The following is a 24,067-nucleotide window of genomic DNA, read 5'->3' on the forward strand; positions in this document are numbered from 1 at the left end:
CGGCGACGGGGGACATCCGGACGCACGCCTTGGGGGCGAGTGCGCGGCCCGCGGCCCGTATCGTTCGCGGTGAAGATCTGTCGGGCCTCGGATCGTTCCACCCTTCAATTTCACTGACTCACAAGGTAATTCGATTCCATACAGTCGCTGAAAACTACGCTGTCGAGGATTGTCCACCCGACAGTGACGCTCCGCATTCTCTACTGCCGATTCACAAAGAGGCGTGTGGCACGAGCGGCGTCACAGTAGTGAGTATCCGCCGTCGACCGTGATCGCGGATCCCGTGACATAGGCCGATGCCGCGGAGGCAAGGAAGAGGTAGATTCCCGGAAGATCTTCCGGAGTTCCCCACCGTCCAAGTGCCGTGTGCCGAGTGATGTCGTTCTCGCGCTCGGTGTCACGGTGCCAATGAGCGCCGAGCCCGGTGTCGAACCATCCGAGCGCAACAGCGTTGACGGTGATCTGCCGTGGCCCGAGTTCTTGTGCCATGGACTGCACGAGCGCATGAGAGCCGCTCTTGGAGGCGGCGTACGCCGCCAGTCCTCCGCGAGGGCGGATACCGACGACTGAACCCGTGACGATGATCCGGCCCCCCGATTCCATGGCTGTGGCAGCCGCGCGAGCACCGAGGAACGTGCCGGTCAGATTGACGTCGATGATGTCGCGCCACACCGCAGGATCCGTGTGCTCCACGGCGGCGACCTCGGGTGATACGCCGGCATTGCAGATCCACACATCGACTCCACCGAAACGCTCGACCATCTGGTCGGCGACGGTCTCGTTGAATCCGTCCGCACGCACATCGCCCGCGCAGATCAGTGGGTCGCCGCTGAGGGTGGAGGCCACCTTCGTCAGTGCCTGCTCCGATCGGGCCACCAGGCCGAGTTGAGCTCCTGCTGCGTCGAATGCTGTCGCCAGAACTCTTCCGAGTCCTCGCCCGGCACCCGTGATGACTACTCGTCGTCCCGAGACGTCGGCGTTCGCGATGCCCATTCTTTTTCCGTCCATTCGATCGTGCACCGGTAGGCGCGAGTCGGTGACGCTCGCTTTGCGAACGCCGTTGTGTCGATGGCGCCTGGAGTTGCGCCTTCCCTCGCGCTCAGGCGGGGGTATCGCGCAGGACGCGCTTGAGTACCTTTCCCGAAGGCGTTCTGGGAAGGGACTCGATGCACTCGATCTCCGCAGGAACCTTGTACTTGGCCAGCCGTGTGCGACAGAACTCTTTCAAAGTCTCGGAGTCGGCGCCGCTGCCGGCGCGCAAGACGACAAATGCCCGGGGTACCTCTCCCCAGCGTGGATGAGGCATGCCCACGACTGCAGCTTCGACCACGTCCGGGTGCTCGTAGAGCACGCGTTCGACCTCCGGGGTCGCGATATTCTCTCCACCGGAGACGATCATGTCCTTCTTGCGATCCTCGATGTAGAGGTATCCGTCGGCATCGAGGCGACCGATGTCTCCCGTGTGGAACCAGCCGTTGCGGAGGGCCTTGCGCGTTGCTTCCTCGTCGCGCCAGTACCCCGTCATGACCTTGGGGCCGCGAACCACGATCTCGCCGAGTTCTCCGGCCTCGAGCGGTGTCCCGTGCTCATCGACCACGGCCACCTGGACGTGGGGCACCGGCCGTCCAACCGAGCCGACCTTCGATCGCATGTGTGCGGCGTCGTTGACGGTATCGCCGGACACTGTTTCGGTGAGCCCGTATGCGTCGGCGAACCATACTCCGGGAAAGGCGTCGGAGATACGGTCGAGCAACGGGATCGGCATCTTCTCTCCTCCGCCGGTGATGAAGCGGATCGACGAAGTGTCGCGATCGGAGATGTCCGGCAGTTGCAGCAGTGCATTCATCATCGAAGGCGCCAGCCAGATGTTGGTCGGACGCAGGGTCTCGATCGAGTTCGCGACGCCGGCCGCATCGAACTTGCGGACCAGGCTCAGTCGGCCACCCACGTGGAACGTCGCCAAACCCGGCAGATCCATGCCTCCGACGTGGTACAGCGGTCCGCAAATGAGGGTGTTGTCCTCGGCGGTCAGGGAGAACTCGAGGATGTGGGCAAGATTCTTCCAGATGAGGTTTTCATGGGAGATGATCACGCCCTTCGGTCGCGATGTGGTCCCGGAGGTGTACATGAGTCGTTGCAGCGAGCCCGGGGTGCCATCGACGATCTGCGTTGTCTGCCCATGGCCCTTGCTGATCAGCGTGTCGTACTCGCGCCATGTGGGATCCGGTGGAAGGTCCAGCGTCACTTTGTGGTGAAGGTTCGGCAGCGACCCTGCAATCGTGTCGACGGCCGGGACGAACTCTGTCTCTGTGACGATGACGGCGGCGTCCGAGTGCTCGAGAATGTACTGCCATTCCGAAGGAGACAGCCGATAGTTGAGCGGCAGGATGGCGGCGCCGATCCTGTTGGCTGCCAGCATCGTTTCGATGAACTCGACCCGGTTGTACAACAGAACGGCGACGATGTCACCGGGCGTCACTCCGAGGTCGCGCAAGGCGACGGAGGCGGACTGGACGCGCGACTGCAGGTCACGGTAGGTCAGCTCGCGAGCGCCCTCCGAAACGGCAATCCTGTCGCCGAATCGGTGTGAGTTTCGTTCGAGCACGGAGGCAAAGTTGAACACGGTGAGGCTCTCGATCGGGGTCGGTACCTGCCGGTTGAATGTACTGGTCAGGCTATGTAGCTGAATTTCTGGATACCAACGAACTGCACCATGGCCGTCCGGATACCGGGTTTCTGCCTGCGCGTCCTCGGAGGTGAGATCGTCAGGGTAGCGAGTACCCGCCGTCGACGACCAGTGAGTGTCCTGTCACCCAGCGTGATTCGTCGCTCGCGAGGAAGGTGACTGCGCCGGTGAGGTCTGCGGGTGCGCCGAAACCCAGTGGATGCCTGTCTTCAATCGCAGTCAGCGCTTCAGCCGGCAAGCTGTCATGGAGTGCGGTGGGGAAGGTGCCGGGGCACACCGCGTTGACCCGTATCCCTTCCTTCGCGTACTCGAGGGCGGCAACTCGGGTCAGGTGAATCACGCCGGCCTTTGATGCGCAGTACGGAGCGGCGTATGTCCACGCGGTCAGTCCACTGACCGATGCGATGTTCACAATCGATACGTTGGTCTTCTTCCTCGAGGTGCGTGCCACCGCTCGGATGCCGTGGAACGTACCGGTGAGATTGACCGACATCGACCGCTCCCAGTCCGCTGTGGAGAGATTGTGAATGCGTGCATTCGGCGAGACGATGCCAGCGGTGTTCACCAGGGTGTCGACCGTTCCGAATCGTACGGCTGCATTGTGGATCAGCGCATCGAATTCGTCCCCGTCCGCGACGTCGAGGTGTTCTGCGGCCACCTCGATGTCCTGTGCTCGCAGCGTTTCCGCCAGGGCGTCGAGAGCGTCGAGGTTTATGTCGGCGAGCACGATTGCCCGTATGCCTTCGGCGGCGAAGTGTGTGGCCACCGCTGATCCCAGGGCACCAGCCGCTCCCGTGACAACAGCGGTCTTGTCCTCGAGTTTTGCGCTCATTTGCGCGCTCCTGTTCTTCGGTCCCAGACGAACAATTGTTGTGTCAGTGGTCCAGGTCTCGGTTGTCCTGGTCGCAGCGGTACTTCACGGGTGGGCATCGAGCGCTTCTCGGATTGCGTCCTCGATGCGGGCCTCGTCAGGCAACCATTGCTGCTCGAGGGGCGGCGAGTACGGTGCCGGCGTCGATCCTGCGGTCACCCGAATCACGGGGGCATCGAGGTGCCAGAACCCTTCTCGGACAGCCCGAGCTGCGAGCTCCGCGCCGACACCGAACTCGCCGACCGCCTGGTGGACGACGACGAGCCGGTTGGTCTTGCGGAGTGACTCGAGCACGGTGTCGAAGTCCAGCGGACTTATCGTGCGAAGGTCGATGACTTCGACGTCGATGCCGTCGTCGGCGAGGCGATCGGCGACTGCCAGGCAGTCGTACATCATCTTCGAATAGGAGACCACAGTGACGTCACGGCCGAGCCGACGCACGATTGCCTTGCCGAGAGGAACGATATGGTCCGCTGGCGGGGTCGGCCCCTTCCTGCCGTAGAGAAGGCGGTTCTCGATGAAGATCACCGGGTTCGGATCCTGGATGGCGGCTCTCAGCAGTCCGTAGGTGTCGGCCGGCGTCGACGGCATGACGACCGTCAGGCCCGGAATGTGTGCCAACAGGGCTTCGAGGCTCTGCGAGTGCTGGCTGCCCGAGGACTTTCCGGCACCGAACTGAGTACGGACAACGAGGGGCATCGATACGGCCCCGCCTGTCATGAAACGCAGTTTGGCGGCCTGGTTCATCAACTGATCGAGGCACACGCCGATGAAGTCGAAGTACATCAACTCGACCACTGGCTTGAAGCCTGCCATGGCCGCGCCGACCGCTGTTCCCATGATTGCACTCTCCGAGATGGGGGTATCCCGAACGCGTCCGGGAAACCTCTCGGTCAGACCGCGGGTCAGGCCGTAGACATTTCCGCCCTTGCCGACGTCGATCCCTGCCAGAAAGACCGTCGGGTCGTTCTCCAGCTCGTAGGTCAAGGCATCGGTGATCGCATGCATGACCTTCGTCGAACCTTCGGTGGGAACGGGAGGCTCGGACACGACGGGGCGAGGGGTCGAAACGTAGTCCGCCACCGTCTCGTCCGCCGGATACGGGGCGTCCGATGCTTTCGCGATGGCTTGCTCGATCTCCGCTTCGACCTCGGCCTCGATCGCCGCGAGTTCCGGGACCATCCCAACGTGACGCATCGTGTCGCCGAGGACGATAAGCGGGTCCCTCTTCTTCCACTCCTCGAGTTCGGCTGCACTCCGATAGCTCTCCGGGTCACCCTCGTAGTGGCCGTGCCATCGGTAGGTTGTGGCTTCGACGATGGCCGGGCCGCCGCCCGCGCGAAGCCGGTGCACGAGCTCGCGCTGAAGCCTGGCGACCTTCGTGACGTCGTTGCCATCTACTTGGTGGAACTCGACCCCGTAGCCGGCTGCTCGCTCACGCAGCGTCGCGCGATGCTGGTCTCCCGCGGGGGAGAACTCGGAGTACCCGTTGTTCTCGCAGAAGAAGATCACCGGAAGGTCCCACACCGCTGCAAGGTTGACCGACTCGTGGAACACGCCTTGGGCCACGGCACCGTCGCCGAAGAAGGCGACCACAACACCGCCCGCGTCGCGCAGTTGGGCTGCCGTGCCGGCACCCACCGCGATCGGCATTCCGGCGCCGACGATGCCGTTGGCGCCGAAGATCCCCTTCCTGGGGTCCGCGATGTGCATCGAGCCACCGCGGCCCTTGCAGGTGCCGGTCTCCTTTCCCATCAACTCCGCAAACATGCCGTCGACATCCAGGCCCTTGGCGATGCAATGACCGTGCCCGCGATGTGTGGACGTGATGACGTCCCGGTCGTCGAGCGGCCAGCAGGCGCCGACGGCGGTGGCCTCCTGACCGATGGACAGATGCAGAAATCCGGGTATCTGGGTTGCGCGATACAGCCGGGAGGCGTGCTCCTCGAATCGGCGGATCCTCAGCATCCGCCGGTACAACCCGGCCAGAGTTACGGGGTCATCGAAATAGTGTGCTGTCGAATCTGTTTCAGCAAGCGTCATTATGTCTTCGCCGATCGGTGTGGAGACTCGCGCACGAGTCGACTCTTGACTGGGGCACAGTGCGGTCAATATTATACCGATTGTTCTAAAAAACAAGGGTCGCCGTCGGCGACCTATTCACAGGACGGACCCGACATGGATCTAGACCTGCCTGCCGAGGCGATCGAGCTTCAGAAGCTGTGCCGTGACTTCGCCGAGAAGGAGATCGAGCCGTACGCCGAGTCCTGGTCGGAGGAAGAACGTTTCCCTTCCGATGTGTTCCTGAAAATGGGAGAACTCGACCTTACCGGGCTGCTCATTCCGCACGAGTACAGTGGCACTGATGCAGGTTACGTCTCCTACGTGGCGGCGATGGAAGCGATCGGCGCTGCCGATCAATCATTCGCAGCAGCCTGGAACGCACACTCGACGATTGCGTCGCTTCCGCTGGCTGTGTTCGGCACCGAAGAACAGAAGAAGAACTGGCTCATTCCGCTCGCCTCCGGTAGGAACATCGGGGCATTCGGACTGACGGAGCCGACGGCGGGATCCGATGCGTCAGGAATCAGGACGACAGCGCGGCAGGATGCCGGCGGTTGGCTCGTCAATGGCGCAAAGATGTTCATTACCAACGCTGGAACCGAGGTGAGTCTTGGTGTGACGCTACTCGCCGTCACCGGGACGAACGACGACGGATCCAAGCGATTCGGAACGTTCTTCGTTCCCACCGGAACCGACGGATACACAGTCGGACGCCCCCTTCGGAAGCTCGGCTGGCACGGGATGGACACGCGGGAACTCATCTTCGACAACTGCTGGATCCCGGCCGAGAATCTGATCGGAGAAGAGGGCAACGGGCTTCGGCAGTTCCTCGACGTGCTGGACGGCGGCCGCATCAGTGTTGCCGCACTGGGGTTGTCGCTCGCACAAGAGGCGCTCGATCTCGCGTCTGTGCATGCGACGCAACGGGAACAGTTCGGCAAGCGTCTCGCCGACTTCCAGGCGGTGCAGCACAAGTTGGCCGACATGGCCACCGAAGTCGAAGCTGCACGGAGCCTCGTCTATCGCGCTGCGTGGCTCGCGGACAACGGGCGTCCGTTCGGCAAGGAAGCTGCGATGGCCAAGCTGTACGCATCTGAGGTGGCCAACCGTGCCGCCAGCGCCAGCGTTCAGATCCACGGAGGCTACGGCTACATTCGAGAATCGAAGATCTCCAGATTCTACGCGGACGCGAAGGTACTGGAGATCGGCGAGGGTACGAATGAGATCCAGCGCAACGTGATCGCCCGCACCGTGATCCGGTCTGTTCGCGCCTGATCTGTTGCGCTCTGGCAGACATTGCCGAACTGTTCGTGTGGCCTGAATTGCACCAGTTCGGTGTGTCAACCCTGACCGGGAATGCCGGATCTTTCCGATCGGCATCCCGGTCTTTCGCATTCGACGCCGACAGCATGCCGGCGTCAGCGGCGATGATCCCCATCCACCCCTCGCGGGGACGGTCCTCGCGGGCGACGCGCCGTACCTGCCCACCGGTGCACTCGTACACCGGGCGGTCCGTGAGTAGGCCTGTAAAGGCCGCGGCTGCGGCGCCCGACTGCGCCGCGCAGGCTTGCAACCGGAGGCGCCTGTCCCGCAGCAGGTGTATCGGCTTCGTCGACCCAGGGTTCCCCTATTGCATTGTTTTGAGCAAGTGGTCTATCTTTGCGTGACGCAGGTCATAGCCCTGGCCTTGCGGTGAAGAAACGGGAGGTGCCGATGCGGTGCCTATGCTGCCCGCGCACAGGGCGCGCTCACGGACCCGACGCCCGCGTCGCTCCATCCCTTGCTTTGGCGCGTGAATACGGAAAGGGTCGAAGGCGATCGCAATGACGCTGATGTTCTCCAAACGACTGGGTCGAAGCCTGCTCGTACTGTTCCTCGTCACGGTGGCCGTGGTGGGGCTACTCGGCCTCGCGCCGGGATCTGTCGCCGATGTGGTTCTGGGCGAGAACGCCACCCCCGAGGCTGTCGCCCAGATGAATACCGAGCTCGGCCTGGATCAGCCGTTGTGGCGTCAGTACGTGGATTGGCTCGGATCTGCAGTTCGCGGCGACCTGGGCTCGTCGCCGATCACTGGTCAGGACGTCACCCAGGCGATTCTGGATCGTCTTCCCGTGACGATCGAGCTGGCGGTGATGGGTCTGTTCCTCGGCGTTGCCATCGCCATCGTGCTGGCCGTCATTGCCGCCGCGACTCAGGGAACCGCAGTGGATCGCGCTATCAGTGCTGTCTCGTCCGGGTTCTTGGCGGTTCCGGCGTTCATCGCGGGTCCGGTGTTGATCTATTTCCTGGGAGTGCAGCTCGGTTGGTTCCCGGTCTCGGGGTGGTCACGAATCAGTGATGGCCTCGGGGCGAACCTCCAGCATGCCTTCCTGCCTGCGGTGGCCATTGCGTTGGTCGAGGTTGCGACGTTCCAGCGGTTGCTTCGGACGGATCTGGTCAGCACGCTGCGGGAGGACTTCGTGTCGGCGGCGCGGGCGAAGGGGATGCCGCGGGCGTACGTGTTGTTCCGGCATGCGCTGCGGCCGTCGTCCTTCTCCTTGATCACCATGGCCGGCATCAGTTTGGGGCGGTTGATCGGCGGCACCGTGGTTGTCGAGATTCTGTTCGGTCTACCCGGGCTGGGTCAGCTCGTCTCGTCGTCGATCACCGTTCGTGACGTGATCACGGTCCAGGGCATTGTCGTCTTCATCGCGTTGGTCTATGTGGTCGTCAACATGCTCGTCGATACCAGTTACGGCTTCCTTGATCCGAGGGTCCGAAAGGCGGTTCGCGCATGACACTCACCAGCCCGGTGGTCAAGGCCTCCGCAGTCGGCGCGGCGGCAAGGCGACCAGTTGTTGCGCCACCCAGGAAGAAGCGTTCGGTTGTCGTATGGGCATGCTACTTCTGGCTCGGAGCGGTGATCCTTCTGGCGTTGTGTGCGAACCTGCTTCCGATTGCGGAATATTCCGTTCCCGTTGGAGGTTCACGTGTTCCACCGCAGTGGGGTTCACTCGACTTGCTGCTGGGCACGGACAGCTACGGGAGGTCCATCCTGTCCCGGTGCATCCATGGCGCACGAGTGTCGTTGGTGGTGGGCGTCGTGGCCGGACTCACGGGTCTGGGTATCGGTGCGAGTCTCGGAATGCTCGCCGGCTACTTCCGCGGGCGCACGGACTGGTGCCTGTCACTTGTCGCGGACGCGATGTTGGCATTCCCGCCACTGATTCTCCTCCTCGCGTTGGCCTCGATCCTGACTCCGAGTGTCACGACGATTCTCATCGGTCTGACACTCGTCACGATCCCGGCGTTTCTACGTTTGGCGAGGGCCACCACCATCTCCTGGTCGTCGCGCGAATTCGTACGTGCTGCGAAGAATCTCGGTGCCGGCGATGGCAGGATCCTCCTCAAAGAGATATTCCCGAATGTCGTGCCGTCATTGGGAGCGTTCTTCCCGATCGTGATCGCGGCACTGATCGTCGCCGAGGGGTCGCTCAGCTTTCTGGGGATGGGTATCCCTTCGCCGCAGCCGAGTTGGGGCGGAATGATCAGCGACGGTAAGGCCGCGATTGCCACTGCGCCGCATATGGTGTTCGTCCCGGCGGCAGTCATCTTCTTCACTGTTTTCGCCCTCAATCAGATCGGTGATCACCTGCGCCTGCGGTTCGACCGCTCCATGCAGGACTGACGTGCTGCTCGGAAATCGTGAAAGGTCAGGCATGTTCCTCAGAAGGCACGCGCTCGTGGCAGTAAGTGCTGTTGCGATGCTCGCGTCGAGTGCCTGCGGCGGTGGTCATTCAGTGGGTGCGATCGCGGCGGCGGCACCCTCGGGTGACCCTGTTGCTGGTGGAACTGGGCGAATCGTCGAGATGGCGGAGCCGCGCAGTCTCGATCCGGCTCTGATCTCCAACTCGTGGGCGAATTCCCCGCTTCTGGGTAATGCCCTGTACGGCACACTCATGATCGACAACATCGAGACCGGTGCCATCGAATACAAGATGGCGGAGAATTTCTTCTCCACCGACGGCGGGAAGACGTTCACCCTCGTCCTTCGGGACGGGTTGAGGTTTTCCGATGGAAGCCCCCTGACCGCTCACTCGGTGAAGACTGCGTGGGAACACGTGAAGGATCCGGCTACTGCGTCCCCGGATATTCCGCAGGCGCGACTCATCGACAGCAGCGACGTCGTCGATGAACGCACGCTGAGGGTGAACCTGGTGACCCCGGTTCCGAATTTCGCGAATGCGATTCTCCAGACCTCGCTGAACTGGATTGCCTCACCGACGACACTCGCAGCCGATCAGGCGCACAAGGACTCCGACCCCGTCGGTGCCGGGCCGTACACGCTCGAGCACTGGTCGCGTCAGGATGTTATCAGCCTCACCCGCAACGCGAACTACTACGACGCCCCCCGTCCGTACCTCGACAGACTGGAAATCCGCGCGATTCCGGATGCGGAACAGCGCTACAACACAGTGCTCAGTGGTGGAGCCGATTTCGCCCTGGAGGGCATCTGGCAGAATCTGGACAAGGCGACGAACACCGGGCTGCAAAGCTCCGTCGCGCCGCTCGGTGGTGGAACGTCCCTGGTCCTGAACAACACCAAGGCGCCGTTCGACGATCCGCGGGCGCGAAAGGCGCTGGCCACTGCCTTGAACCTCGATATGCTCAACACCGCGGTATACGAGGGCACGGGGAAGATTCCGGCGCACTTGTTCGACGAGTCCTCGCCGTTCTACAAGGATATTCCGCTGGCCCAGCCGAACCACGACGCAGCGCAGCGGCTTCTCGACGAACTCGCCAGTGAGGGTGCGCCGTTGGAGTTCACACTCTCCCTTTACCCCACAGGCAAATCCCTCGGCGCAGCTGTGCAGACCCAGATGAGTGTGTTCGACAACGTCAAGGTCGAGGTTCGTACCATCGATCTCGCTCAGGTGGGTCAGAATCTGGGCAAGAAGGACTACGACGTCATCTCGAGTACGGTTGTCTTCAGTGACCCGGAGCCGCGGTTGTGGTTCGGATTCCACAGCACCTCCAGCGGCAATTACAGCGGAATCAAGGACCCTCAACTCGACGACGCCCTCGACAGAGGCCGCGTTGCCGGAAACGACGCGGAGCGCACGGCGGCGTACGAGGCCGTCCAGAAGCGCCTCGTCGAACTGAACCCCGTCATCTTCTACTCCCGCGCTGCACCGGGAGTCATCGCCGGCACCCAAGTCGGTGGGATCGTGCAGTACGGGATGGGGTCGGTGCTTCCGGAAACTCTCTGGATTCAGAAGTAGGCACCGGCATGACTGAAGACGATGTTCGCCTTCGCCGACGAAAGGCTAGGAAACGATGAGTGAACCCCCCCTCCTCGAAGTGAAGAATTTGCATTCCTATATCGGCTCGCCGCGAGGTGTGGTGCGGGCGGTCGATGATGTGTCGTTCGGAGTGGCTGCGTCTGAGGCGCTGGGCATTGTGGGTGAGTCGGGTTCCGGGAAGTCGGTGATGGCGCGAGCGATCATGGGGCTGATGCCGGCGCAGGCTGCTCAAACCGGCGAAGTCTATTTCCAGGGCCGTGATCTTCTGGCGTTGAATCAGAAGCAACGCGAGGGGATTTGGGGTAAGCAGATCGCGATGGTGTTCCAGGACCCGGGTCGATCTCTCAATCCTGTGGTGCGCATCGATCGGCAGTTGGCGGAAGGGATGCGGCGTCATCTCGGCGTCTCCCGTTCCGAGGCCCGCCATCGTGCGTTGAATCTCCTTGGAGAGGTAGGTGTTCCCGATCCCGAGCGTCGGTTGCGCAACTATCCGCACGAGTTGTCGGGTGGAATGCGTCAGCGTGTGATGATCGCGATCGCATTGGCGTGTGAGCCTGATCTTCTCATCGCCGATGAACCGACGACCGCGCTCGATGTGACGATTCAGCGGCAGATCCTCGACTTGCTGCGCAAGGTGCAGATGGAGCGGGGGATGGCGTTGATGTTGATCAGCCACGACCTCGCGGTTGTTGCCGGCCGGACCGACCGCGTCGCCGTGATGTACGCCGGCAAGCTGGCCGAGATCGGTGCCACCCGACAGGTTTTCGATGCCCCACGACACCGGTATACCCATGCGTTGCTCGGTGCAACCCCCACGATCGACCATGAACGGCATGCCCCGTTGAACCTGATTCCTGGTTCGTTGCCGACACCGACGAGTCCGCCACCGGGCTGCCGTTTCGCTCCGCGGTGTGCATATGTGGAGCAGGCATGCATCGAGCCGGGACCGGCCATGGTCTCGGTCGGATCGGACCACGCAGTTGCGTGTACCAATACCGCACCCGCGGTGAGAGAAACAGCTTTCGGAGGTGAACTCGTTGGCCGGTAGTGGAACCGCGCACCTGCGCGGAGATGGCACGCTTCTGAGCGTGCAAGATCTCGAGGTGGAGTACAGCACGAAGGGAGGGTCGTTCAAGGCGGTCGGTGGCATCAGTTTCGATGTCCGCAAGGGCGAGACGCTCGGTATCGTCGGTGAGTCCGGGTGTGGCAAGTCGACGACCGGGCGGGCTGTTCTGCGTCTCGATCCCATCGCCGGCGGTCGAATCCGATACGGCGACGAGTGGATAGAAGCAGTTCCGGAGCGGCGCATGCGTCAGCTGCGTCGTGAGATGCAGATGATCTTTCAGGATCCGGTGGCGTCCCTCAATCCCCGTCGGGCGGTCAAGGAGATCGTCGTCGAGGGTCTGGCGATCGACGGGGCGACGGCTGCAGATCAGGCGTCTGCGTCCCAGAGGGTGCTCGACCAAGTGGGTCTTCCGGGTGATCGATTCGCTGACATGGTGCCTCGTCAACTGTCGGGTGGGCAGGCACAGCGGCTGGCGATCGGGCGTGCTCTGGCGCTCAATCCGCGGCTTCTCATCTGTGACGAGCCGGTGTCGGCATTGGACGTGTCGGTGCAGGCGCAGATCCTGAATCTGCTCGAGGAACTCAAGCAGGAGTTCGACCTGACGATCGTGTTCATCGCTCACGACTTGGGCGTGGTGCGTACGGTCAGCGACAACGTGTTGGTGATGTATCTCGGGAAAGTGTGCGAGTTCGGTGACTCGGTCGAGGTGTATGACCAGCCGGCACATCCCTACACCAGGGCCCTGCTGGATTCGGTGCCCCTGACCGACCCCGACAAGGGCTTCGCCGGTCCGGCTCTCCAAGGAGATATCCCGTCACCGCTGCGGCCACCGCAGGGATGCCGATTCCGCACGCGCTGCCCGATGGCGCAGGACCACTGTGCTGTCGAGGAGCCCATCATGCGTGAAGTCCGGCCCGGTCAGTACGCAGCCTGTCACTACCCCCTCGACTGACGGACAGTGCCAGGTCTGCCGACGTCGGCAGACCTGGCACGTGGCGGCGCATCGCGCCAACTGTCGACGCCCGTGCCGCGGGTGTGACGGGTGCATATCGCGTGCGACACCACTCGCGGTTGGACGCATCCGGACACCCCGGCGCCACTGCTTTCGAAGCGCTAGCAGCCCTGCCAGCGAGGTGCGCGACGTTCGGCGAAGGCGGTGGCACCCTCCGCTGCGTCCGCGGACGCGAACACCGGGTCTGTGTAGGCGGATTGCCGCCCGAACGACTCCTCGTCGGTCCACGTCCTGGAGTCGAGAGCCAGCGCCTTGCTCGCACGAACCGCGAGGGGCGCGTTCGCCGCGATCGACGCCGCCAGGGCGCGCGCGGTCCCGACGGCGGCACCGTCTTCGACCACTCGATTGACCAGTCCGTGAGTCTGCGCATCCTGGGCGGTGATCGGCTCCCCGGTCAGGAGCATTTCGAGTGCAACGGCGCGGGGCAGGACCCGAGGCGCGCGGAAGATGCCTCCGGCGCGGGCGGCGAGCCCCCGCTTGACCTCCGGAAGACCGAACCGGGCACCAGAACCGGCCACGACCAGGTCGCATGCGAGGACCATCTCGAAGCCGCCGCCCAGTGCCCACCCTTCGACTGCGGCGATCAGTGGCTTCGCCGGAGGCGCCTCGACGAGTCCGCCGAAGCCGCGGCCCTCGACAATCGGGCGTTCCCCCAAGCGAAATCGCTTCAAATCCATCCCGGCGCAGAATGTTCCTGAGCTTCCGGTGAGGATCGCAACGGAGAGTTCCGGATCGTCGTCGAGACGTGTCAGGGCTTCCGCGATGACAGTGGCCGCAGACAGGCTCATCGCATTGCGCTGTTCGGGTCGATTGATGGTGATGGTGAGGATTCCGGAATCGGCCTCCACGAGAACCTCACTGGCAGCGGTGGTGGTCATCGCGGAGGCATCCGGATCGCACCGTCGAGACGGATTGTCTCACCGTTCGCGTAGCCGTTCTCCAAGAGGGCAAGTGCCATGCCGGCATAGTCCTCGGGACGGCCGAGACGCTTCGGGAAGGGAACTCCTGCCGCGAGGCCCTCGCGGATGTCCGAGCGCAGGCGCGCGAGCATCGGCGTGTCGAACGTGCCGGGGGCGATCGTGTTGACGCGGATCCCCACACTTGCGAGATCGCGTGCGGCAACGAGGGTGATGCCGTGGACAGCCGCCTTGGATGCGGTGTAGGCGGTCTGGCCGATCTGGCCGTCGAACGCCGCGACGGAGGCGGTGAGGACGATGCTGCCGCGCTCGCCGTCGACAGGCTCGTTGCGTGCTATCCGTGCGGCGGCGGCACGCAACACGTTGTAGGTGCCGATGAGGTTGATCTCCAAGATGTTGCGGAAGCTGTCCAGGTCGTTCGGATTGCCCTCCTTGTCCAGGATGCGGAGGCGGTCGCCGCTTCGGCCGGCGCAGTGCACCACGCCGCGCAGGGGACCGAACGACTCCGCCGTATCGAGGGCGGGGGAGAACGATGCCTCGTTGGTGATGTCGATGGGGGCGAACGTGGCCCTGTCGCCGAGGCGGTCCGCTGTCGCCGCGCCGTCGGAGGTGGCGAGATCGGCGATGACGACGTGGGCGCCTGCCGCGACGAGCGCGGCGGAGGTCGCTTCACCGAGCCCGGAAGCGGCACCGGTCACCAGGAAAGTGTTGTCTTTCAGTTGCATGAGGCAGGCTTTCTGTGGATGTGGTCTATCAGTAGGGGCGGCGTGCCCGCTGACTATGCGGGGTACCGACCGGCAATCTCACGGCCGATGATCTCCTTCATGATCTCGGTCGTTCCGCCGACGATCGTCTGCACGCGGGCGTCGGCGTAGGCCCGCGAGATCGGGTACTCGTCCATGTACCCGTATCCACCGTGTAGCTGCAGGCACCCATTGACGATTCGGTTCTGCAATTCGGTGGCCCACCACTTCGCCTTCGCGCCCTGCGTGACGTCGAAGGTGCCGTCGTTGTAGGCGAGAATGGACTGCTCCAGGAATGTTCTGGTGATGTCGACCTCGGTCGTCATCTCCGCTAGCCGGAAGCGTGTGTTCTGGAAGTCGATGATACGTTCACCGAATGCCTTTCGCTCGCTGGTGTACTTGACGGTCCAGTCCAGTGCGGCTTCGGCGGCGCACAGTGCACGCCAGGCGATCGAGAGGCGTTCGAGCGGAAGCTGAGCGGTGAGGTGGTGGAATCCGCGGCCCTCCTCGCCGACGAGGTTGGACACCGGGACACGGACGTTGTCGAAGGCGATCTCGGCAGTGTCCTGGGAATGCAGTCCGAGCTTGCGCAGCTTGCGTCCGCGAGTAAATCCCTCGGTGGTGGTGGGGACGAGAATCAGGGAAAGACGGGGGCGTCCTTCGTGCTCGCTCGTGCGGGCGGCGGCGAGCACGACGTCCGAGGAGAATCCGCTCGTGATGAAAGTCTTGGCGCCGTTGATGACCCACTCGTCACCGTCGCGGACCGCCGTGGTCTTCATCCCGCGGAGGTCGCTACCGGCGGCCGGCTCGGACATGGCGATGGATGCGACGATCGTGCCCTCTGCCATCCCGGGCAGCCACTGGCGCTGTTGCTCCGCGGTGCCGAACGTCGTCAGGTACGACGCGACGATGTCCTCGTTGATCGAGAAGCCGGAGGCCAGGGAGGCCGCGCCGACCGCTGCGAGCTCTTCCTGGACCACGCACCGGAAGCGGTAGTCGCGCATCCCACCTCCGCCGAGCTCCTCGGCGACTCGGATGCCGAGAACGCCGTGTGCGCCTGCGGACTTCCAGACCTCGCGGCCGGTGCTGCGATCCTCTTCCCATTGGTCGAGGTTGGGGACGACGTCTCGCTTGACGAACTCGCGGACCACCTCGCGGAAGCCTTCGTGATCTTCGTTGTAAAAAGTTAGAGGCACTTGGATTCTCCTTGGGTCATTCAGTTTCGGCTTGTCGGGCGTCCGGCTTGTCGACGTGGCGGGCTTGATGTTCAATCCTTCTAGCAGGCGAATTCGATTACAAGGATTGGAAACCATGAAATATCAAGCACCACTTGAAGGTTTGAGAGTTGTGGAGTTCCTCGGTCTGGGCCCTGCGCCGTTCGGTTGCATGATGCTCGCCGACCTCGGAGCGGAGGTGCTGACGCTGCGTCGACCCGGCTCGGAACTTCCTGCACTGGTACGTAACCGATCGACTCTCGAGGTGGATCTCAAGGATGCGGACACCCTTCGTCTGGTCCGGGAGATGATCGAAGCCGCGGACGTCCTTGTCGAGGGATTCCGGCCCGGAGTGATGGAGCGACTCGGGTTGGGTCCGGCCGACCTGTCGGCTGCGAACGAGCGACTCGTATACGCCCGAATGACCGGGTGGGGGCAGTCCGGACCGCTGGCATCCACCGCCGGCCACGACATCAACTACATTGCGCTGTCGGGTGCATTGCACTCCGCGACGCGACAAGGCGGTACGCCGATGCCGCCTGCCAATCTCCTCGGCGATTTCGGCGGTGGTGCACTGTATCTCGTCACTGCGATTCTCTCGGCCGTGTACGAGCGTGACCGCACCGGTCGAGGGACCGTGCTCGACATCGGTATTCTCGACGGCACGACCTATCTGACGTCGATGCTTCACGAGTACCGCTCCACTGGGCGGTGGTCCGACGAACCCGGTACGAACAGGCTCGACACGGGTGCTCCCTACTACGATGTGTATCCCTGCGCCGACGGGAAGTTCGTTGCCATCGGCGCGCTGGAGGATCCGTTCTTCGCGGTGCTGCTCGAGGTCCTCGGACTCGAAGCCGAATTGGCGGACGGCCGGCACGACCCGGCGTCGTGGCCCTCTCTCCGCGAGCGCATCGCCGCGGCGGTACTCACTCGGACGCGCGACGAATGGGCCGAGTTGGCCGGCCCCACGGATGCCTGCCTCACGCCTGTTCTCGGCCTGGCGGAGGCCCCGGACCATCCGCAGGTTCGTGACCGTGACATCCTCGCCGCGGACGGCAGGGGCGGGTGGACGCCACGGCTTCCGATCGGATATCGCGACGATGCCACCTCTGCGCACGATCTGCTCCGTTCGTGGGTGGCGGCGGGGGACCGGGCAGGTCGGTCGGTCACGTCGTGATCGCCGGGGCCGTTCCGATGGTCGAGCGTGGACACCGGAACGGCCCCCACGGATCAGTTGTGCCGCTTCGGCCGGTTTACTCGAAGAGTTCGTAGATCGTGGCATTGGCAGTCCCGCCACCTTCGCAGATGGTCTGTAGTCCGTACCGGATTCCCTTCTCGCGCATGTGATGAACGAGTCGAGTAGTGAGGATGGCCCCGGACGCGCCCAGCGGATGGCCGACGGCAATGGCGCCACCGAGTGGATTGATGCGTTCGGGATCGGCCTCGAGTTCGATTTGCCAGGCCAGCGGAACCGGCGCGAAGGCCTCGTTGATCTCGATCGCGCCGATGTCGTCGATGGTGAGACCGGCTCGCGCGAGGACCTTCTGCGTTGCGGGAATCGGGGCGGTCAACATCATCACCGGATCGGCACCGACAACCGAGCCGGCGAGCAGGCGGACGATGGGCGTGAGACCGAGTGCGGCCGCCTTCTCCGGCGTCGTGATCATCACGGCGGATGCGCCATCCGAGATCTGTGAAGCGTTGCCCGCGTGGATCACACCGTTCTCACTGAACGCCGGCTTCAGCTTGGCGAGGGTTTCGGGCGAGGTGCCGCGTCGCAGGCCCTCGTCGACGTCGAGTTTCGCTTCGCCGATGGCGACCGGGACCAGTTGGGAATCGAAGGCGCCACGGTCGATTGCGTCTGCTGCGAGCTGATGCGATCGAGACGCGAACTCGTCGAGCATCTGCCGCGACAGACCCCACTTCTCGGAGATCAACTCGGCGCCCGTGCCCTGGTCGAGGTGATCGGTCTCGTACCGGTCGAGTACGGTCTGACCGTAGGGGAACCCGCTGGCGCGTGCCGCCCCGAGGGGCACCCGGGACATCGTTTCGACTCCACCTGCGACGGCGATGTCGTAGGCTCCCGACATCACGGCGTGCGCGGCGGACTCGATCGCCTGCTGACCCGAGCCGCAGGCACGATTGATGGTGACCGCTGGAACGCTCTCCGGCCAGCCGGCGGCCAGAGTGGCGAACCGTGCGACGTTGCTCGACTGATCACCGAGTTGGGTGACGCATCCCCACATGACGTCGTCGATCGAACCCGGATCGACGCCGGTCCGTGTGACCAGTTCGTTCAGCACCAGTGCGGAAAGGTCCACCGGGTGGACGCTGCTCAGCGCGCCGTTGCGTTTCCCGATGGGAGTGCGCACCGCTTCGACGATGACTGCTTCTCTGACTCGCATGTTCGCTCCTGTGATGCTGGTGGATGAGATGAGGCGACCCAGGACCACACCTCGACGAGTGTGGTTCCGGCTCTGCCGCTGCCACCGTCGCCGGCATGAACCGAGCGACCCTTCTCGATGATCCCGGTGTCGGCGTCGAGGATTTTCCTCGGGAACCGATCAGACGCTCGGGTGCTCGATCGAATGATCGCCCGTGGCGATCAGGTGCATGGGTTTTGCAGCGGGCACGAATCCTCCTGAACTATCCGCATCACGCAGAGAGAAGACGGTTACTTGGTAAGCGATCTGGATTCTAGCAGGAGCTGCTGTGCGCGTCACTGCAGCCTTGTGCTCAATGGATTGGGGTTCGATCGTCCCGAGTGCTGTATATGCACTACAGAAGGATGTTTCTCTGGCTCGGCGCTCCTTGCGTTGCCCGTTGGGCGGGCCGCACCCGCTCGAGTCGCGCACCGATGTGAGTGATCCCCATCGCGTTCTCGCGCAGCAGAGATGCGATAGATAGTTAACTAGGTGACTGCCGTTGGGTCGAGCGGTCCGATGCCTGCGTGGAGTGCTGCCGCAGTCGCACCGTGCGGAGTTGGCCCGACTGGTCGAGGTCGCTGGCGCGGATGGTCCGCAAAGGGCCACCGTCTTTCGGTGAACGCAGTCCAAACGCGGCCGTGCCGCCGCGATCCTGCAAGCCCATGGAGGAACTCAACGGCCGGCATCAGGGTCCGGGTTCGAGCCGGAGGTCCAGGCTACAGTCGAGTTCCCACGTTTCTGCACCTGTAGGTCGCGTTCGAGATGGCGGACGCTGTGCTCAGGACGGCCTCCGCGGCGAGGCCCCAACGCATTCGGCCGGCAACTCCAGTCAACGAGACGGCGCCGAGCGTGTCGCCGGACTGGCCGATCGGAGCCGCAACGCAGACGATCTTGTCGTGTAGTTCACCCCGGTCGAATGCGACTCCGCTCTTGCGGATCTGGCTGAGTTCGGCGCGGAGAGTGAAGGGCTCGGTGATGGTGTTCGCAGTCCTGCGTGGCATCGGCGCCGACAGGATGGTGCGGAGGGCATCGTCGTCGTACGCCGCGATTGCCTTGCCGAGTGCAGTGCAATAGGCAGGCGCGCGACTTCCTCGGCGCGCCGTGAGGCGAGGCGGTCCGGCGGTGACCTTTTCGAGGTGGACGACCTCGGCCCGATCGAGAATGCCGAGGTGCACCGACATCCCGGTCTTGGCGGCGAGGGTCTGCAGGTGCGGCAGTGCGGCCTCGTGGAGCGTGTTCTCCTCGATGGCGAGGCTCCCCATTTCGAACATTCGAATGCCGAGTCGGTACCCGCCGGAATCCCTTGCCATCCATCCGACTTGGCAGAGTTGGTCTGCCAGCCGGTGCAGTGTCGACTTCGGGAGGCCGGTGCGCTCGCTCAGGTCGCCGAGGCCGAGCACCTGTCGGCTGCCGTCGAAGGCCTCCATGATCGACGCGATCCGTCCGAGGACGGTGCGCTCCGGATTTCGTTGCCCGTTGCCCGTTGCGGCGTGGCTGCCGGTGATCGAGCCGCCCGGTCCGTCCAGTGGCCCATCGGTTGGGTCGACCTCGAGTCCGGAGGTAACCAGTTTCAAGTTTAACGACATTGCCGCCACCTTCCATTGAGGTCACTTATTTCAGCAAGAACCAGCAGTACTTGGCAAACTAGGTGGGCAACCCGGGTGCTGATCCCTATTTAGTGCACTTTAATCTCGTGTAAGCAGGATCACATTCAAGCGTCGGCCTGTCAAGTGCCCGCGGTGACGCGTCAGATATCTGCGCGTAGGAGAGGTCGCTGCGCCTGTGAGAGTGGGCGTGCGGTGCGCCCTCGACGGTCGGACCGCGCCGGGCAAAAGACCCGGATGATGGGGCTGTCGACGAGTCGACGCAAGGCCGTGACCGAGAGGTGTTTCGCGTGTGTACTAACCACGAGAGGTGGCGGGATAGGCGATCGTCCCACCGATCACTGTGGTACGAACTGCCTCGGCCGAAGGCGCGGCGAGGACGTCGGCGAGCGGGGCGCGGAGGAGCACCACGTCGGCAATCGCACCCGTCTGGATGCGGCGTGGAGCCCCGCCGGGATCCTCGGGGACCGCCAGGTATCCGGCCAATGCCTGTGCGCTCGTAATGCGTTCTGTGGGTCCGACTATCTCGTTCGTCGGGGCGCGCCGCATCACCGCGGCGGTTATCACGCTCCATGGATCGGCCGGCCCGTACGGGGCGTCGCTCGACAACGAAACCCGTACACCTCCGTCCAGTAGCGACCGGCAGCGATACAGGTCCGGTTGGTCTCTTCGGTCGACCCGGCGTAGATAATCGTCGCCGCGGTCGGCGAGGAATCCGGGCTGGGTGACGACCCGGAGGTCACGCCGGCGGAGGTCGTCGATCGTTTCGCGAGGGATGAGGGCCCCGTGCTCGATCCGGTCTCCGGGCAGGGTTCCGACTTCGTCGAGCGCCGCCAGCAGGATCAGCAGTGCCTCGCGGGTGACACAGTGCACGGCGACCGCCCTACCCCGGCTGCGGACCTCCCTGATCCGGTCGGTCAGATTCTCGAGGTCAGGCAGTTCGGAGTCTGCCAGCACAATCTTGTAGGGGCCGACCGAGATCCGTTCAACCGAAGAATTCGCTCCGCTGAGCGGTGTCCCGAGCAGGTGCATTCGTTGAGGAAATTCACCGCTCGCGCTGGCCGCGACGAGTGACGCCTGGGACAGCGGGCTGAGGTCCGGACTTGCGTCGGTGACCCCGGTGATGCCGCATCGGGCCAGTGCAGTGCCGATCGCTCCCAGACGCGGCGGCTGTGACCGGGGGAGTCGGTCACGCAGCCAGGTGTCGGCGCGCCATACGCGCCCGGTCGGTCGGCCGTCCTGGGTGCGTTCGACGCCGCGATGGGATGCCCCGTCGAGGTGCGCAGCGGCGATGGCTGCACTATTGAGAACCCACATCGCGCCGCTGCGATGTTGCATCCGGACCGGTCGGACGGAGTGGAGACGGTCGAGACCGTCCGCGTCGAGATCGCCGGCGACAGTCTCGCTGTATCCGACGCCGCGGACCCAGCCGTTCTGGTCGCCCGGCGTGTGTGCGAGAACGTCCGCGAGGGTGGCAGCGTCCCGAACGTCCGGCGGCCCGCAGCGCACAGAGGCGGCGTCGGCGGCCATTGCATGGAGATGCAGGTGGTGGTCGTGGAGACCCGGGATCAGAGCGCCGCCATCGGCGTCTATGACCTCACCGAGCCGGGTGGACAGGTTCGGGCCGACGGTCCTGATCCGTCCGCCGGAGATCACGACGTCGATACCGGGAACACCGGCGACCTCCGCGTTCCGGATCACAAGGTCGGTCACGGTGCCGCGATTTTCAGTGTGCGTAGTACGGAGGCGGTGTCGGCACCGGAGACGGCGACGTGTCCTGCGGGTGCCCGCTCCTGTGGCTCGGCGACAGGGACGACGCCCGAGGCTGTCTCGACGATCCACTCGCGGCCTGACCATCGAGGCGTCGGAGCGGAGTGGTCGGTCAAGGTCGACGCGACGAGGTCGGACATGGACAAGTTCCAGAGGTGTCCGGAACCGTCTGTGGGGGCGGACATCACCAATGCCGCGGCGGTAATTCCAGTGAGCGGATCGGCGATGGCGTCGCCGACGAAGAGAGGGCTGCCGTCGTGAGCGGTTGCGACGAGTCCAGCTGCGGCGGCAAGGTCGTCGCCGAAACCGATTCGGTCGGAGGCTCGTCCAGCTGCTGTGATCGACACCCACGTGGCACCCCGGGCGACCGCGGCGTCGGCATCGAGTCCGAATCCGACAAGGGCGCGTGGGCGGGAGGCCTCGATCACGATGTCGGCGGCGTCGACGAGTGCGGAGAGGGCCCTGCGCCCCTCAGATCTACTGGGATCGAGGACAACTGACTCGTGACCACCATGCAACAGTTGGTAAAAGTGAGAATTTCCGCGGCGGGCACCGTCCGGCCGATCGGGTGTCTCGACCTTCACTACACGGGCGCCCGCGAGTCCGAGAAGATGCGCGCACAGAGGGCCGGCCCACAAGGCGCTGAAGTCGACGACGAGTAACCCGTCGACGGGGCGGGGGTGTAATGGCTTGGGGGCAGGTGGGGGTGTGGTCGCTCGCGAAATCGGAGCTGCTGCGATGTTGAGGAGTGTGGCCCGCTCGGCCAAGTCGGCACCGCGGTGATGTGCGAGCCAGTCGGCGACGATAGGCCAGGGGTTGTCCTCGTCGACGACTTCGCAGACCAACGCACCCAATAGTGCAGCGTCGGTGGTGCGGGCACACGACACGGCCGCCCACCCGTCGGCGGTGGGCAGCAGGCGACAGCTGCCGCCCGCCGACACGTTTCCGCGCCGCCGGAAACCGGTGAAGGCTGCACGCTCCGAGAGCATCTTGGCACCGTCGATATCGATGCGTCGACCACTGATGGCGCAAGTGTCTGCAATCCACGATGACATTTCATTTGCGAATGTCGCAGCCCGACCCGGCGGGATCACCGGTGGCCCGTTCGGGTGGCCCGTAAGGGCGACGACACCGCTTCGGGCCCAGTCCCGTACCGGATCCTGCGCCGAGTGCGTGAGCGACGGAGTGGGTGACACTTCTCGATCCTATGCTGGCAAGCTGTTCCGTATGGATACTGCGCAGGCTTCATTCTCTCCTCGCGATCTCGCGGACGGTGCCGCCGATGCCGCGTTGCTCGCCGAAGAGGCGGCCGTTGACACTCCGATGATAATTGTGGATCTCGACGCAGCAGTCGATGCTGGTACCGCTGCCCGTGCGACCGAACGAGCACTGAGTGCCGACCGGCTGCTTGTCGGGTTGCGCCGTCAGCCGGGACCATTGCCGGAGGTGGTCGAAGGCCTCGTCTCCGCTCTCGACACCACGATCGTCGGTGAGGCCATGCCGAGCGACCGTCGGCTCGTCGGAGCGATCGATCCAGACGCTGCGATCGCCGAACTGTTCGAGGTAGTGTCCGCAAACGTGCACGCTGCGATGCTGCTCGGTCAGGTTCTGCGTTTGTCCGAGGGACTTCCCGTGCGGCAGGCAATCGACGTCGAATCGCTGGCTTATTCCACCCTTCTCGGCACCCCGGGATTTCGGCGCTGGCTCGAACGTCGAGGCCCCCGTCCGTTGCCGCCGCCATCTCCGCAGGAACCCGTATTGCTCTGGCGGGAGAACGATCAGTTGTCGATCACTCTCAACCGGCCGGAGCGCCGCAACGCCTACGGCGCCGAGGTCCGAGACGGGCTGGTCGAAGCGCTGATGCTGGCGATCGCGGACGAGACTATCTCCGAGATCATTCTTGCCGGATCCGGGCCTTCGTTCTGTGCGGGTGGCGATCTCGACGAGTTCGGCACCACCCCTGATCTGGCGACTGCCCATCTCATCCGCACTCGCGCCGGCGCCGGACGGCTGATGGCGCAGATAGCCGGTCGGATCGAGGTCCGGGTGCACGGTAGTTGCGTTGGAGCCGGAATAGAGGTTCCGGCATTCGCCGGCAGAATCGTGGCTTCTCCGGACGCTGTTTTCCGGCTGCCGGAGGTGTCGATGGGGTTGATCCCCGGAGCCGGGGGAACGGTGAGCGTGCCGCGCCGAATCGGTCGATGGCGCGCGTTCTGGATGAGTTCGACCGGGGCTCCTCTCGATGCCCACACTGCACTCGCGTGGGGTCTCGTCGACGAGATCACTGATGCACATCGCGTGTCTGGCCTGTCGACCTTGCCGCCGCCATCGGCTTAGCCCGGAGCGGGACGTTCGGGTCATCTGGGGCGGGATTTGCTGGTGGTCCGGAATTACTCGAACGGCATACGG

19 protein-coding genes are annotated in these 24,067 nt (G+C 64.1%); 8 read left to right on the forward strand and 11 right to left on the reverse strand.

The annotated features are described in order from the left end of the window. Positions 1–240: 240 nt before the first annotated feature. From CJ179_RS14135 to CJ179_RS14150, 4 genes are all read right to left on the reverse strand, one after another. Positions 241–993, reverse strand: a complete 753-nt coding sequence (locus CJ179_RS14135; protein WP_218834822.1) for an SDR family NAD(P)-dependent oxidoreductase — start codon at positions 991–993, stop codon at positions 241–243. A 106-nt stretch (positions 994–1,099) separates the two neighbouring features. Then, positions 1,100–2,623 (reverse strand): long-chain fatty acid--CoA ligase, encoded by a 1,524-nt coding sequence (locus tag CJ179_RS14140; protein ID WP_095861973.1) that lies wholly within the window; start codon positions 2,621–2,623, stop codon positions 1,100–1,102. Positions 2,624–2,765: 142 nt separating this feature from the next. Next, positions 2,766–3,518, reverse strand: a complete 753-nt coding sequence (locus CJ179_RS14145) for an SDR family NAD(P)-dependent oxidoreductase (protein ID WP_095861974.1) — start codon at positions 3,516–3,518, stop codon at positions 2,766–2,768. Positions 3,519–3,602: 84 nt separating this feature from the next. Next, positions 3,603–5,696, reverse strand: coding sequence for a pyruvate dehydrogenase complex E1 component subunit beta (locus CJ179_RS14150; RefSeq protein ID WP_218834824.1), 2,094 nt, complete (start codon positions 5,694–5,696; stop codon positions 3,603–3,605). On the opposite strand from CJ179_RS14150, the gene CJ179_RS14155 reads away from it, so the two are divergent. The 6 genes from CJ179_RS14155 (at position 5,646) to CJ179_RS14180 (ending at position 12,921) form a co-directional block, all read left to right on the forward strand. Then, complete coding sequence (locus CJ179_RS14155; protein WP_257015510.1) at positions 5,646–6,896, forward strand: acyl-CoA dehydrogenase family protein; 1,251 nt, start codon at positions 5,646–5,648, stop codon at positions 6,894–6,896. The genes CJ179_RS14150 and CJ179_RS14155 overlap by 51 nt on opposite strands. A gap of 548 nt (positions 6,897–7,444) precedes the next feature. Continuing rightward, positions 7,445–8,398 (forward strand): ABC transporter permease, encoded by a 954-nt coding sequence (locus CJ179_RS14160; RefSeq protein WP_095861977.1) that lies wholly within the window; start codon positions 7,445–7,447, stop codon positions 8,396–8,398. Between the two features lie 347 nt (positions 8,399–8,745). After that, on the forward strand, positions 8,746–9,288 hold the full coding sequence (locus CJ179_RS52705) for an ABC transporter permease (protein WP_257015512.1): 543 nt from the start codon (positions 8,746–8,748) through the stop codon (positions 9,286–9,288). 181 nt (positions 9,289–9,469) lie between these two features. Continuing rightward, positions 9,470–10,882 (forward strand): ABC transporter substrate-binding protein, encoded by a 1,413-nt coding sequence (locus tag CJ179_RS14170; RefSeq protein WP_257015514.1) that lies wholly within the window; start codon positions 9,470–9,472, stop codon positions 10,880–10,882. Positions 10,883–10,937: 55 nt separating this feature from the next. After that, a complete protein-coding gene (locus CJ179_RS14175) occupies positions 10,938–11,951 on the forward strand; it encodes an ABC transporter ATP-binding protein (protein WP_095861980.1) in 1,014 nt (337 codons plus the stop codon). Next, the gene (locus tag CJ179_RS14180) at positions 11,941–12,921 is read left to right on the forward strand and encodes an ABC transporter ATP-binding protein (RefSeq protein ID WP_095862679.1); all 981 of its coding nucleotides are present in this window, start codon (positions 11,941–11,943) and stop codon (positions 12,919–12,921) included. Before CJ179_RS14175 ends, CJ179_RS14180 begins: the two co-directional genes overlap by 11 nt. A gap of 161 nt (positions 12,922–13,082) precedes the next feature. Here the strand turns inward: CJ179_RS14180 and CJ179_RS14185 are convergent, their stop codons facing one another. The 3 genes from CJ179_RS14185 to CJ179_RS14195 are packed head-to-tail and all read right to left on the reverse strand — an operon-like array spanning position 13,083 to position 15,837. After that, a complete protein-coding gene (locus CJ179_RS14185) occupies positions 13,083–13,859 on the reverse strand; it encodes a crotonase/enoyl-CoA hydratase family protein (RefSeq protein WP_095861981.1) in 777 nt (258 codons plus the stop codon). Then, positions 13,856–14,623 carry an SDR family NAD(P)-dependent oxidoreductase gene (locus CJ179_RS14190; RefSeq protein ID WP_095861982.1) on the reverse strand — a complete coding sequence of 256 codons (768 nt, stop codon included), beginning with the start codon at positions 14,621–14,623 and terminating at the stop codon, positions 13,856–13,858. Before CJ179_RS14190 ends, CJ179_RS14185 begins: the two co-directional genes overlap by 4 nt. 53 nt (positions 14,624–14,676) lie before the next feature. Continuing rightward, the gene (locus CJ179_RS14195) at positions 14,677–15,837 is read right to left on the reverse strand and encodes an acyl-CoA dehydrogenase family protein (RefSeq protein WP_095861983.1); all 1,161 of its coding nucleotides are present in this window, start codon (positions 15,835–15,837) and stop codon (positions 14,677–14,679) included. A gap of 115 nt (positions 15,838–15,952) precedes the next feature. On the opposite strand from CJ179_RS14195, the gene CJ179_RS14200 reads away from it, so the two are divergent. Continuing rightward, complete coding sequence (locus CJ179_RS14200; RefSeq protein WP_257015515.1) at positions 15,953–17,035, forward strand: CaiB/BaiF CoA-transferase family protein; 1,083 nt, start codon at positions 15,953–15,955, stop codon at positions 17,033–17,035. 76 nt (positions 17,036–17,111) lie between these two features. Here CJ179_RS14200 and CJ179_RS14205 read toward each other — a convergent pair whose 3' ends face one another. The 4 genes from CJ179_RS14205 to CJ179_RS14220 all read right to left on the reverse strand — a co-directional run bounded on the left by CJ179_RS14205 (position 17,112) and on the right by CJ179_RS14220 (position 22,647). Then, positions 17,112–18,263: a thiolase family protein gene (locus CJ179_RS14205; protein WP_095862681.1), complete on the reverse strand. Its 1,152-nt coding sequence runs from the start codon at positions 18,261–18,263 to the stop codon at positions 17,112–17,114. Positions 18,264–19,000: 737 nt separating this feature from the next. Continuing rightward, positions 19,001–19,870 carry an IclR family transcriptional regulator gene (locus CJ179_RS14210; RefSeq protein WP_095861984.1) on the reverse strand — a complete coding sequence of 290 codons (870 nt, stop codon included), beginning with the start codon at positions 19,868–19,870 and terminating at the stop codon, positions 19,001–19,003. 315 nt (positions 19,871–20,185) lie between these two features. Next, positions 20,186–21,601 carry an amidohydrolase family protein gene (locus tag CJ179_RS14215; protein WP_095861985.1) on the reverse strand — a complete coding sequence of 472 codons (1,416 nt, stop codon included), beginning with the start codon at positions 21,599–21,601 and terminating at the stop codon, positions 20,186–20,188. Beyond that, complete coding sequence (locus CJ179_RS14220; protein WP_257015516.1) at positions 21,598–22,647, reverse strand: CoA transferase; 1,050 nt, start codon at positions 22,645–22,647, stop codon at positions 21,598–21,600. Before CJ179_RS14220 ends, CJ179_RS14215 begins: the two co-directional genes overlap by 4 nt. Before the next feature lie 238 nt (positions 22,648–22,885). Here CJ179_RS14220 and CJ179_RS14225 point away from each other — a divergent pair, with 238 nt between their 5' ends. Continuing rightward, a complete protein-coding gene (locus CJ179_RS14225) occupies positions 22,886–23,995 on the forward strand; it encodes an enoyl-CoA hydratase/isomerase family protein (RefSeq protein ID WP_095861987.1) in 1,110 nt (369 codons plus the stop codon). The last annotated feature ends 72 nt before the right edge of the window (positions 23,996–24,067 follow it).

The organism is Rhodococcus sp. ACS1 (assembly GCF_002300155.1).
Taxonomy (GTDB): Bacteria; Actinomycetota; Actinomycetes; order Mycobacteriales; family Mycobacteriaceae; genus Rhodococcus_F; species Rhodococcus_F koreensis.